Source organism: Microbacterium sp. FW305-3-2-15-F-LB2, assembly GCF_058787255.1.
In genome coordinates this window covers 2,053,672-2,066,071 of sequence record NZ_JBYSZO010000001.1, presented here as the reverse complement: position 1 = coordinate 2,066,071, position 12,400 = coordinate 2,053,672, and the positions used below count along the sequence as shown (strand labels likewise).

Genomic DNA, 12,400 nt, shown 5'->3' with positions numbered 1-12,400 from the left:
GTCGGGTCCGGGGCGGCGGAGGTTTCCGCGGGCCGGGCGTTGCGCGGCGGCGAGACGGTGTCGGAACGGTGTGCCGGCGCGGACGTCAGGAGCCGTCGCGCGCGATGCCCCATCGGCGGAGCGCGGCACGGCTGGCGCGCGCGGCCTCCTCTTCGTCGTTGATCGCTTCATGCAGCGTCGCGGCATCGATGACCTCGCCCGTGGGAGCCGACTCCGTCGAGGTCTCGTCACCCAGGACACTCGCGGATTCCGGTGTCTCGCCGCGCGCTGCATCCGCGCCGGACGCGGGCGTCCACCCGTCGAGGTCGATCGGCGCGGTGGGGCCCGGCTCGGCGTCGTCGGCGTCGCTCACGCCGAACTCCGTGGCGGTGCCGTGCTCCTCGGTGGCCAGCGCCTCCGCGAGCGCGGCGGCGGCGGCTTCCCGGTCGCGCTCGGCCGACAGGTAGAGCGACAGCGCTTCCGGGTCGTAGGCGTCTGTCTGCATCGACGTGTCGATGGCGGTGGCCGCCGTCGGCGGCATCCGCTCGACAAGGGCCATGGCGTCCTCGATGTCGGACCGAGTCGAGGGGACGATGTGGTCTCCGCGGACGCCGTCGGCCAGAGCCTCCAGGAGCGCCACAGCATCGTCGACGACATCGGCTTCGGCGGCATCGTGCCCGTGGACGAGCCACTTCGCGAATTCCAGCTCGGCATACAGGCGCGCGCGCTCCCGCAGCAGCGGATCCGGCGACCGATCGCCGGCCGCGGCGTACCCGTCGTAGACATCGTCGGTCGCGACGGGCGCGGACGCGAGCCACCGGAGATCGACGGCGGGGTCACCGACGCTCAGCCCCGACCAGTCCAGAATCCCGCTCACCCGGGGCACACCCTGCGGGTCGTCGACCAGAAGAATGGAGGCGCTCGTCGCACCTCCCAGCACGACGGCCGATTCGAACCGCCACAGCTCCGGCTCCTGGAGAGCGCGTCGCCACCGCATCATCAGACCGTCGGGAACACGTCCGGTCGCGTCGGCACGGTCGAGGAGGCGCGCGACGTCGTCACGGACCTGCTCGGGCGCACGCACGGGAAGACCATCGGTACGCACGATCGACACCGGGAGCGCGTGGACCGCGGCGAGGGCGCCACCGATGGCGGGTGCGTAGCCGGGACCCTTCGGAAGCTCCGCGGGGTCGATGCGGTACCCGTCGATGACATCGACGACGAGCACCCGGTTGGCCCCGGACCCGCTCTCGCCGATCACCTCGGGCGCGGCGAAGGGGAGAAGCGCCCGAACCCCCGACGTGAGCGCCCGCAGCGCGCGGGACTCGGCGGCGAGATCGGCAGCCGTCTCTTCACTGGCCGGCATCCGCACCACGACGGTGCGCCCGTCCTCGAGCGAGATGAGGGCGGAGTCGAAGCGTCCGCCCGCGTTCTCGGTCAGCGGGGCCGCGCTCGTCACACCGATGCGGGGAAGGGCCGCCGTAGCGGACGCGGCTAGAGTGAGGGGCGAGCGTGCCATGCCCCCAGGGTAGGTCGGTCGCTCGCCCGATCCCCCCGCGCCACGCCCTTGAGAGAGGTGTTCGATGCCGCCGACCGTTCCCGCGGTACCCGGTCCCTGGCCCGGAGGGCCGCTCGACCGTGCCGGAGCGGAACGCGATGTCGACGGCCTGCTCGAGACGGTGCGGGCGTCGATGAACACGCGCGTGCTCGTCGTGCACCGCGATGCGGCTCCGGTGTCGGACGGGCGCCTCGTGCTCGTTCCCGTGTCGGCCGTGGACGAAGCCCGCGAGTGGGCGTTCCTCGGGCGCGCGACCGATGATGCGGGCCTGCTGCTGGCCGTGGTCGACGAGGAGGCGGATGTCGCTCTGCCCACGGGCGCGCGCTGGGCACCGTTGCGTGCCGTCGGCGGCGACCTCCCCGTTGAGGAAGCGGAGATCCTCGGGACGGCGGTCGCTCTCGCCGGCTGGTTGCGGGATGCCGCGTTCTGTCCCGCCTGTGGCACCCTCACGGTCCTCCGCCAGGCGGGGTGGTCGCGACACTGCCCGCACTGCGGACGAGAGCATTTTCCGCGAACGGATCCGGCGGTCATCGTGCTCGTCTCGTCGGCGGAAGACCCCGATCGCGTGCTCCTCGGCGCAAATGCTGCCTGGGGTGGGAGCAGGTACTCATGCTTCGCGGGATTCGCCGAGGCGGGCGAGTCCCTGGAAGACACCGTGCAGCGCGAAGTGTGCGAAGAGGCGGGCGTGCGGCTCGAAGCCATCCAGTACCGCGGCTCGCAGGTGTGGCCGTACCCTCGCTCACTGATGCTCGGTTTCCGCGCGCGGGCGACCCACGACGACGATGCTCGCGCCGACGGTGAAGAGATCGTCGAGGTGCGCTGGTTCGACCGTGCCGAGATCGGGGCCGCTCTCCGGGGAGAGACCGCCGTGCAGCTCCCGGGAACGGCATCCATCGCTCACCGCCTGATCGACGAGTGGTACCGGGGCCTCGCGTGAGCACGGACCCGCTGAGCGGCCTCGATGATCGTCAGCTCGAGGCTGCGCGCGCGTTGCGCGGTCCGGTCTGCGTGCTCGCGGGTGCCGGGACCGGCAAGACGCGGGTCATCACGCGACGGATCGCCCACGGTGTCGACACGGGCGCGTACTCGCCGCAGAGGGTGATGGCGGTCACGTTCACCGCGAAGGCTGCGGGCGAGATGCGCGGCCGGTTGCGTGCTCTCGGAGTCGCCGGGGTATCGGCGCGCACGTTCCACGCTGCGGCGCTGGCGCAGGTGAACTTCTTCTGGCCGACCCTGGCCGGTGACCAAGCCCCGACGATCATCGACAACAAGGTCCGGATGCTCGCTCACGCCGCTGACGGAGTCGGTCTGCGGCCGGACACGGCGACGCTGCGTGACGTCGCCGCGGAGATCGAATGGCGCAAGGTGACGATGCGCTCGATCGAACGGTATGCCGTGGATCGCCCCGGAGGGATCGGCCGGCTCGACGTGGATCAGGTCGTCGCCCTTCAGCGCGCATACGAGAAGCTCAAGGACGAGCGGCGACAGATGGATTTCGAAGACGTGCTGTTGACGTGCGCGGGCATGATCGAGGCCGAGCCGCGCGTGGCGGCGGCCGTGCGCGAGCAATACCGCCATTTCACGGTCGACGAGTACCAGGACGTCTCGCCGCTGCAGAATCGTCTGCTCGAGCTGTGGCTCGGTGACCGCCGCGACCTGTGCGTCGTCGGGGACGCCAGCCAGACGATCTATTCGTTCACGGGCGCCGACTCGCGGTATCTGCTCGAGTTCGAGCGCACGCACGAGGACGCCCGCGTGGTGCGCCTCGAGCGGAACTACCGGTCGACGGCGGCCGTGTTGGCGGTCGCGAACGATCTCATGCGCGGGAGGGCGGGCGCGCTGGAACTCATCGCCGCGGCGCCGGAAGAATCGCCGATCCCGACGGTGCGCGCGTTCGACGACGAGGAAGCCGAGGCCGAGGGAGTGGCGGCATCCATCGCCGAGGCCGTCCGCGCCGGCACCGATCCACGCGCGATCGCCGTGCTCTACCGCTCGCACGCCCAGTCGGCCGTGCTGCTGAGCGCGCTCGCGAAGCAGTCGATTGCCGCGACGGTGCTCGGCGGCCGGAAGTTCTTCGACCTGCCGGAGGTGCGCCAAGCGCTCATGGCTCTGCGTGCCGCCTCGGTCGCGCCTCTCGAGACCGGATTCCTCGCGACGGTCCGCGACGTCCTGCGTAGCATCGGCCTGACAGACGAACCGCCCGCGGCGGGTGGTGCGTTGCGCGATGCGTGGGAGGCGCGCGCGGCGCTTCTGCGGCTGGCGGAGGAGGCGCCGGAGGGCACCGATCTGCGGACGTTCACCGACGATCTGCAGGCCCGCGCGCGGGATCAGCACGAACCCGCGACACGTACGGTCACCCTGGCGACGCTGCACGCGGCGAAGGGCCTGGAATGGGACCACGTCTACCTCGTGGGGGTGAGTGAAGGATTGCTGCCGATCTCCTACGCCCAGACGTTCGAGGCGGTCGACGAAGAACGGCGTCTGGCTTACGTCGGAGTCACGCGGGCCGCGCGAACACTGTCGGTGAGCTGGTCGCGCGGTCGAGGTCGGTCGGAGCGGATGCCGTCGCGTTTCCTTCGAGAGATCGGCAGCGGCAGTCTTCGCTCGGCAGATGCGTACGCCAGGCCCGCTGGAGCGAGTCGGCGCGCAGGTGCAGGGAACGCGTCAGCGGGTCGATCCGGCCGTTGATCAGGTGTCGCGCCGCGCGCGCGGCTTCGGCGGCGAACGCGACGTCGATGGCGGGTCTCGGCCGCGCGAGCAGTTGCGCGGCGATCAGCGGCCACGACGGGTCTTCCCGTCGACGACGGGCGTCGAGGCAGCTGAGACACGCGGTGCGTCCGGGAGCGACGATCGGCCCCACGGTCGCGGCAGAACCGCTGAGGACCAGCGGGAGATGCACGATGTCGTGGCGGATGAGGTCGACCGCTCGCCGCGGATCGACGCGGTGCGCCGCGAGGAGGAGCACGCGGGAGCCCTCGGGCGCGGGGCGGGACGCCGGACCGGCCCAATCCAACCGCGGCGTCCGGGCGGGAAGGGCTGCGAGCACGGCGCGCACCGCGGCGGCGGGAAGATCGTCGGCGACCTGCACCACGAGGGCGGGCGTACGCCGTCGAGGGACGAGGGCCGCTGAGACGGAAGCGATCAGTTCGTCGGCCTGGGCATCCGTGCCGCCGCGCATGCGGACGAGGGCTCGGAGAGCCGGACGCGAGGTTCCTGCCTCGAGCGCGGACAGAGCGGGGTCGGTCCAGGGTTCCCGAAGCGAGAGAAATGCGCGCGCCGGTGAGCCGAGCTGAACCGTCCCGTCGTCACGCCAGAGCGGGGGAGTGGCGGGGTCGAGTCGAAGCATGCACCGATGATGACGCGGCACTCGGCCGCCGGCCGTGTTGTCCCCAGGACTCCGTCCCGCATCGAGGCCTGGGGAGGAGCGATCACACGGGGCGTTGGTCCCCGGGTGTCGGGTCGTCGTCGTCGGATTCGGGGCCGCCGTCCGTGGGGGTCGGCGCATCACCCGGTTCTCCGGACGACGCGGACTCGGCGGCGGTCTCCTCGGCGATGAGCTGGGCGAGCGCGTCGTCCATGGCATCCGAGGGGGCCGTCTCGCCGCGGGAGGCCGCGGTGAGACGGGCGACGAGACCGGCCGGGTCGTCGATGTCGTCGGCGGAGGGCATGAGGTCGGGGTAGTCCCACAGGGCGTCGCGCGCGGCGACGCCGACGGCGTCGGTGACCGCGCGCCACATCGCCGCCGCCTCGCGCATGCGCCGCGGGCGCAGTTCGAGGCCGACCAGGGAACCGAGCGCCTGCTCGGCGGGCCCGCCGACTGCACGGCGACGTCGGACCGCCTCCGCGATGCGCGCCGCGGACGGCAGGCGCGACGTCGCGTCCTCGGTCACCACATCGACCCACCCTTCGATGGTGGCCAGGAGGTTCTCGAGTCGCGTGAGCGCGGCGGTCTGCTCTTCGGAGCGCTGGGGGAGCAGCGCACCGCTTTCGAGCGCGCTGCGCAGCTCGTCGGGTTGCGACGGGTCGAAGCGCGACGCGAGTTCCTCGAGCGCATCCGTGTCGACGCGGATGCCGTGCGCGAATTCGCGCACCTGCGAGATGACGTGGAGGCGAAGCCAGCGCGCGTGCCGGAACAAGCGCGCGTGAGCGAGCTCGCGAGTGGCGAGATAGAGCGCCAGCTGGTCGTCGGGGATCTCGAGATCGCGGCCGAAGTCGGCGAAGTTCTGCGGCAGGATGGCCGCGTCGCCTTCGGGCATCACCGGGATGCCGACGTCGCCGCCGCCGACGACCTCGGTCGACAGGCGGCCGACCACGTGGCCGAGCTGCGTGGCGAAGAGAGAGCCCCCGACCGTGCGCATGAGGCGACCGGCGCCGGCGATGAGATCCTGCATGTCGTCGGGAGCCTGCTGCCCGAGAGCCTCGGTGAGGGCGTCCGCGATGCTCGTGGCGACGGGCTCGGCGAGCTCCTGCCACACCGGAAGGGTTGCCGCGACCCACGCGCCGCGCGTCACGGCCTTGGCGGGACGCGGGAGGTCGCTGATGGTCGTCGCCTCGCCGAGCCACAGGCCCGCGAGCGAGAACGCGTGATCGAGATCCGTGCGCTGTCCGGTCGAGACGCCGAGGCCGTCCTGGTTGGCGATGTGCAGGGCCTGACGTTCGGCGAGGCTCCAGTCGATGCCGTCTTGAGCGCCGGAGAAAGCGCCCTGCAGCTGGTTCATGACCGCTTGCATCATCGCCGGATCGATCTGCATCCCGGACAGGCGGGACAGCTGCTCGGGGTCGAGGCCCGAGGTGTCTCCCGACATCAGGCGCCGCATGAGCTCCTGGAACTCCTCCTCGGGGTTCCGGTCGTCGTCTGCCACTTCCGCCGCCTTTCAGCCGGGTCAAGGGGAACGGGATCTACGCTAGTCGCACGATTCCTCGCTCCCCTCGGCTCGGCCCCACGCCGCTTACGCCGCGCGCGAACGACCCGGCAAAGGTAGGACCCGTGACCTTGTTCGACGAGAACGTCTCCGTCGTGCCCGCTCCCCGGCAACGGTGGAGTCGGTCGACGGTCTTCGGGGTGTGGTCCCTTGTCGTGGCCACGCTCGTCCTGTTCGCGTTGACCTTCCTGCCGTCCCCCTACGTGATCCAGCAGCCCGGTCCCGTCCTGAACACGCTCGGCACCTCGACCGATGCCGACGGGAACGAGGTGCCCCTCATCACGGTGCCGGACGAGCAGGACACCCCCTCTGCGGGCCAGCTCGACCTCCTGACCGTCCAGATCAACGGCAACCGCGAACGCACCCCCAGCTGGATCGAACTGGCGCAGGCCTGGTTCGACCCGTCCCGGGCGGTCGTCCCGCTGGATCGGATCTTCCCCTCGGGGCAGTCGACAGAGCAGCGCAACAGCGAGAACGCCGCGATGATGACGGACTCGCAGCTCGAGGCCTCCGCGGCCGCTCTGCGTGAGCTCGGATACACCGTGCCGCAGGACATCGTGGTGGGGAGCGTGGACGACACCGGAGCGGCTTCCGGCGTGCTCGACGTGGGCGACGTGATCACCTCCCTCAACGGTGCGTCGGTGGCGAGCGTGAACGATGTCCGCGCCGCGGTCCAGACCGGCGACGGCGCGCCCGTGGCGCTCGGCATCGACCGTGACGGCGAGGAGAGCTCGGTGTCCGTCACTCCGCGGCTCACCGACGTCAGCGGCCAGCAGCAGTGGCTCCTGGGCGTCGGCCTGACCCTGAGCTTCGACCTTCCCGTGGACGTGAAGATCCAGATCAACAACGTCGGCGGACCGAGTGCCGGAATGATGTTCGCGCTCGGCATCATCGACAAGATGTCGCCGGGCGACCTGACGGGCGGTCAGCACATCGCCGGCACCGGCACGATCGACGCCGACGGCAATGTGGGCGGCATCGGCGGCATCCGCCAGAAGCTCTACGGAGCTCGGGATGCCGGCGCGACCTGGTTCCTCGCCCCGCAGGCGAACTGCAACGAGGTGGTGGGGCACGTGCCCGATGGCATCCGGGTGTTCTCCGTATCGACGCTGCGGGACTCGCTCACGGCGCTCGAGACGATCCGTGACGGGGGCGACCTCGATGCCCTCCCGACGTGCGAGGGGACGCCCGCCTCGGGATCGTAGTATCCACGGCTTACCCTCAGAGGCCGACGCCTAGGATGGACGCGTGACCACGACCTCAGCGCCGAACCAGGCCACGCCCCCGAACCGTTCACGACGGATCATCTCGATCACCCTGGCGGTCATCGCCGCGCTGGTCGTGGCGTTCTTCGTCTTCGCGAACCTCTACGCCGACTGGATGTGGTTCTCGCAGCTGGGCTTCACCGAGGTGTTGACCACGCAGTGGATCGCACGCACGGTGATGTTCGTGATCGGCTTCCTCGCCATGGCGGTGCCGGTGTGGGGCGTCATCCAATTGGCCTACCGACTGCGCCCCGTCTACGCCCGGCTGAGCTCGCAGCTCGATCGCTACCAGGAGGTCGTGGAACCCCTTCGACGCCTCGCGATGTGGGGCATCCCGATCTTCTTCGGCTTCTTCGCCGGCTTCGCCGCCTCGGCGCAGTGGGAGACGACGTGGCTGTGGTTCAACGGCGTCGCCACCTCGACCACCGACCCGCAGTTCGGTCTCGACACGGGCTTCTACCTGTTCGGCCTGCCGTTCTACACGACCGCGCTGGGATTCGCGTCGGCCGTGGTCCTGGTCTGCCTGCTGCTCACCGCCGTCGTGTCCTATCTCTACGGCTCGGTCCGGGTGGGCCAGCGCGAGCTGCGCATCTCCAAGGCCGCGCGCATCCAGCTCGCCGTCCTCGCCGGCCTGTACCTGCTGCTGCAGGGCGCGAGCCTCTGGCTCGATCGCTTCACGACCCTGATCAACCAGGAAGACCGCATCACCGGTCCGGGATACGTCGGAGTCAACGCTGTGATCCCCGGTCAGACGATCCTCGCGATCGCCGCCGTGATCGTCGCTGCGGCCTTCTTCGTCACGGCCTTCATCGGGCGCTGGCGCTACCCGCTGATCGCGACGGCCCTGTTGGTGGTCTCGGCCATCGTCGTCGGCGCGGCGATCCCGTGGGCGGTGACGACCTTCCAGGTGCGCCCCAACCAGCTCGCGCTCGAGAGCCAGTTCTATCAGCGCAACATCGACAGCACGAAGGCCGCGTACGGCATCGACAACGTCGAGAAAGAGAACTTCGAGGCCGCCACGACCGCCGAGGCGGGGCAGCTGCGCAACGACGCAGCATCGACCGCGCAGTTGCGCATCATGGACCCGGCGATCATCAGCCCGACCGTTCGACAGCTCGAGCAGTACCGCTCGTACTACCAGTTCGGCAGCCCTCTCGACGTCGATCGGTACCAGATCAACGGGCAGAGCCAGGATGCCGTCGTCGCGCTGCGTGAGCTGAACATCAACCAGTTGGGCGACGCCGCCACGTGGCAGAACACCGCGCTGGTGTACACGCACGGGTACGGCATGGTGGCCGCGGCGGGCAACGAGCGCACCGACGACGGCGACCCCGTCTTCCTCGAGCAGGCCATTCCGGGAACGGGCTTCCTGACTGACGAGAACTACGAGCCCCGCATCTACTTCGGTGAGCAGTCCCCGCCGTACTCGATCGTCGGCGGCCCCGAGGGCGGCGAAGACATCGAACTGGACTACCCCATCGGCGCCGACGGCGGCAGTGAGACGCGCACGACGTTCCGCGGTGACGGCGGGCCGAGCGTGGGCAACGTGTTCAACCGACTGATCTACGCGCTGAAGTTCCAGTCCGAGCAGATCCTCTTCTCCGACTACGTGAACGAGGACTCGCAGATCCTGTACGACCGCTCGCCGAAGGAGCGCGTGCAGAAGGTGGCGCCGTACCTGACGCTCGACAGCGATCCGTATCCCACGGTCGTCGACGGGCGCATCAAGTGGGTCGTCGACGGCTACACGACGAGCGCGAACTACCCCTACTCGTCGAGCGTCTCCCTGTCGCGCGCGATCGCCGACTCCAACACCCCGTCGCCGAACTACGCGCTGGACAACATCAACTACATCCGCAACTCGGTGAAGGCGACCGTGGATGCCTACGACGGCGAGGTGACGCTCTACGCGTGGGACGACCAGGACCCGATCCTGCAGACCTGGCAGAAGGTCTACCCCTCGAGCATCCGCCCGTGGAGCGACATGTCGGCCGACCTGATGAGCCACGTGCGGTACCCGACCGACCTGATGAAGGTGCAGCGCTCGATGCTCGGCGTATACCACGTCGACGACGCGCGGTCGTTCTTCCAGCAGGACAACCGTTGGACCACCCCGAACGACCCGCAGGACCCGACCAGCCTGCAGCCGCCGTACTACCTGACGATGAAGATGCCCAGTCAGGATGCTCCGACGTACTCGATGTTCACGAGCTTCATCCCGGCATCCCAGGGCGGGCAGGCCCGCAACGTGCTGACCGGTTACCTCGCGGTCGACTCGAACGCGGGCGATCAACAGGGGACCAAACGCTCCGACTACGGCCGATTGCGCATGCTCGTGATCGACGCCGCCACGACCGTTCCCGGACCGGGCCAGGTGCAGAACACCTTCGACTCCGATACGGCCGTCTCGTCGCAGATCAACATCCTTCAGCAGGGGCAGTCGCAGGTGCTGAACGGAAACCTGCTGACCCTCCCGGTCGGTGGCGGCCTGCTGTACGTGCAGCCGGTGTTCGTCCAGTCCTCGGGTGGCACGCAGCTCCCGCAGCTCCGTCGTGTCCTCGTCGCCTTCGGTAACAAGATCGCGTTCGAGAACACCCTGAGCGAGGCTCTCGACGCCCTGTTCGGCGGTGAGTCCGGCGCGACGACCGGCGACGAGTCCGTGACCCCGACCGACCAGACCGGTGAGGGCGACGGTTCGACGTCTCCCTCGGCGCCCGCGGAGAACGCGGGAGATTACGCGGCGGCGCTGGCTGATGCCCAGGCGGCACTCACGGCGAAGCAGGCGGCTCTGACCGCCGGCGACCTCACCGAGTTCGCCCGCCAGGATGCGCTGCTCAACGCGGCCGTGCAGCGCCTCATCCAGCTGCAGGACCAGGGCCAGGGCGGAGGCGCGGCGTCCACGCCGACGCCGACGCCGACCCCCGCGGGCTGACCCGCCCTTCACGACAGACGCCGGTGCCCTTCGGGGCATCGGCGTCTGTCGTCCCCGGCACGGCGCGGGCCCTGTCCGGTTCGCCCTGCCCCGCCCTCGGCTGCCCCGAATGTCCAAGACACGCCGATCCCACCGCCCCGCGGCCGGCGTGTCCTGGACACTCGACGGCCTCTGAGCGACCCGAGCCGCTCACGCGGTGAGGAACCACCACCAGATCAGCAGCAGCGTCGTGCCGAACCCCGCAATCTGGTTCAGCCACAGGAAGCGGTTCCACCCGGCGGTGGCGGTGTCCGAGGTGGCATCCGTCACGTTCCGATACGGCCAGCACACGATGAGGTACGGAATCACGAGCAACGCCGCGAGCGGGCCCGGCCATGCCGTGACCAGCATGACGACACCGGCAAGGGCGTACGCGGCGAGAGAGAAGCGCACCGTCCAGCGCGCCCCTCGCGCGGTCGCGATCGACGAGATGTCCGCGGCGCGGTCGGCCTCGACGTCCTGCACGGCACCGAACGCGTGGGAGGCGATACCCCACAGGGCGAACGCGACGAGCACGGCGACGAGCTGCCACGTCCACTCCGCACCGGCGAGCACGAGCCCGTAGACCGCGGGGGAGAAGAAGTGGATGCTGCTGGTGACCGAGTCGGCGAAGGGCCGTTCCTTCAGCCGCAGCGGGGGAGCGGAGTAGAACACGACGAAGAAGAGGCTCAGCGCGAGCACGAGCCACGACAGCGGTGGACCGATGATCACGAGGAACACCACGAACGGCAGGCACGACAGCGCGGATGCCCAGATCGTGATCGGATGCATGCGCTTGGCGAGCACGGCGCCGTGCGTGCCACCCTTGCGGGGGTTGCGCAGGTCGGACTCGTAGTCGAAGACGTCGTTCACCCCGTACATCGCCAGGTTGTACGGCACGAGGAAGAACAGGATGCCGACCACGAGCACCGCATCGACCTGACGCGTCGTCAGCAGGTAGGCGGCGGCGAACGGGAAGGCGGTGTTGATCCAGCTCACCGGGCGCGAGGAGACGAACAGCTCTCGCAGTACGCGTCCGGGGGTGAGGGCGGCGGGGGTGGTCATGTGGGTTCCCTCCGAGCGGAGACGAGCGTGAAGATCGCGGGCACGAGGAAGGCCGCGCAGACGGGGTAGGCGAAGTCCTCGAGCGGGGCCAGACCGATCCGGAGGCCGCTGAGGTGTTCCGCCGGATACGAGAACAGGTCGACCGCGATCATGATGTTGTCGAAGACGGCGGTGAGCAGCACGAGCGCCAGCGCCGTCCACGCCGACGCGCGCATGCGGCGACGGAAGCCGGGGCGGCGCGCGCTGAGGAGAGTCACGACGACGGTCACGACCACGAACGGCAGGAGGATGACGGGATACGTCACGGCGCGGACTCCTCGACGTCGTCGCGGGTCCGGTGCTCGGCATCCCGCCGGCGTCGCGCCCGTTCGAACACCGTCCACAGCACGAGCGCGAGATAGCTGAGGAAGAGGAGGAAGAACAGCTCCTCCAGGGGGAGGTGCGGCGCCAGGTCGATGCCCACGAACAGCGGGCTGTCGCCCTTGACGAACACCCCGGTGAGAATGCCGACGGCATCCCACGCGAGGAAGAACGCCGTTCCCAGGCCCACCGCGAGAGCGGTGCGGCCCGGCGCGGTGCGCAGCGCGAGGCCGTATTTCAGATCGATCGCGATCATCCCGGCCAGCGAGAACAGGATCGCGCCCAGGTAGATCCCGGGCAC

General features: G+C 69.9%; 9 protein-coding genes. 4 read left to right on the top strand and 5 right to left on the bottom strand.

All coding sequences use genetic code 11. The features are described from left to right. Positions 1 to 85: 85 nt before the first annotated feature. Positions 86 to 1,498, bottom strand: coding sequence for a phosphotransferase (locus AC3WLZ_RS10040; protein ID WP_492469934.1), 1,413 nt, complete (start codon positions 1,496 to 1,498; stop codon positions 86 to 88). A gap of 64 nt (positions 1,499 to 1,562) precedes the next feature. Here AC3WLZ_RS10040 and nudC point away from each other — a divergent pair, with 64 nt between their 5' ends. Both nudC and AC3WLZ_RS10030 read left to right on the top strand, forming a co-directional pair. Then, entirely contained in the window at positions 1,563 to 2,474 is a 912-nt protein-coding gene (gene nudC / locus AC3WLZ_RS10035) for an NAD(+) diphosphatase (RefSeq protein WP_492469933.1), read from the top strand. Then, entirely contained in the window at positions 2,471 to 4,225 is a 1,755-nt protein-coding gene (locus tag AC3WLZ_RS10030; protein WP_412924809.1) for an ATP-dependent helicase, read from the top strand. The genes nudC and AC3WLZ_RS10030 overlap by 4 nt, the downstream gene beginning before the upstream one ends. Before the next feature lie 740 nt (positions 4,226 to 4,965). On the opposite strand, the gene AC3WLZ_RS10025 is transcribed toward AC3WLZ_RS10030, so the two are convergent. After that, entirely contained in the window at positions 4,966 to 6,399 is a 1,434-nt protein-coding gene (locus AC3WLZ_RS10025) for a zinc-dependent metalloprotease (protein WP_492469932.1), read from the bottom strand. Positions 6,400 to 6,524: 125 nt separating this feature from the next. On the opposite strand from AC3WLZ_RS10025, the gene AC3WLZ_RS10020 reads away from it, so the two are divergent. Beyond that, positions 6,525 to 7,664, top strand: coding sequence for a YlbL family protein (locus AC3WLZ_RS10020; RefSeq protein ID WP_492469931.1), 1,140 nt, complete (start codon positions 6,525 to 6,527; stop codon positions 7,662 to 7,664). Positions 7,665 to 7,707: 43 nt separating this feature from the next. Beyond that, entirely contained in the window at positions 7,708 to 10,656 is a 2,949-nt protein-coding gene (locus AC3WLZ_RS10015; protein ID WP_492469930.1) for a UPF0182 family membrane protein, read from the top strand. A gap of 189 nt (positions 10,657 to 10,845) precedes the next feature. Here the strand turns inward: AC3WLZ_RS10015 and AC3WLZ_RS10010 are convergent, their stop codons facing one another. Genes AC3WLZ_RS10010 through AC3WLZ_RS10000 form a run of 3 tightly spaced genes read right to left on the bottom strand, consistent with a single transcriptional unit; the run spans position 10,846 to position 12,400 of the window. After that, positions 10,846 to 11,739: a prenyltransferase gene (locus tag AC3WLZ_RS10010; RefSeq protein ID WP_492469929.1), complete on the bottom strand. Its 894-nt coding sequence runs from the start codon at positions 11,737 to 11,739 to the stop codon at positions 10,846 to 10,848. Continuing rightward, the gene (locus AC3WLZ_RS10005) at positions 11,736 to 12,044 is read right to left on the bottom strand and encodes a lycopene cyclase domain-containing protein (RefSeq protein WP_412924804.1); all 309 of its coding nucleotides are present in this window, start codon (positions 12,042 to 12,044) and stop codon (positions 11,736 to 11,738) included. Before AC3WLZ_RS10005 ends, AC3WLZ_RS10010 begins: the two co-directional genes overlap by 4 nt. Continuing rightward, positions 12,041 to 12,400, bottom strand: coding sequence for a lycopene cyclase domain-containing protein (locus tag AC3WLZ_RS10000; protein WP_492469928.1), 360 nt, complete (start codon positions 12,398 to 12,400; stop codon positions 12,041 to 12,043). Before AC3WLZ_RS10000 ends, AC3WLZ_RS10005 begins: the two co-directional genes overlap by 4 nt.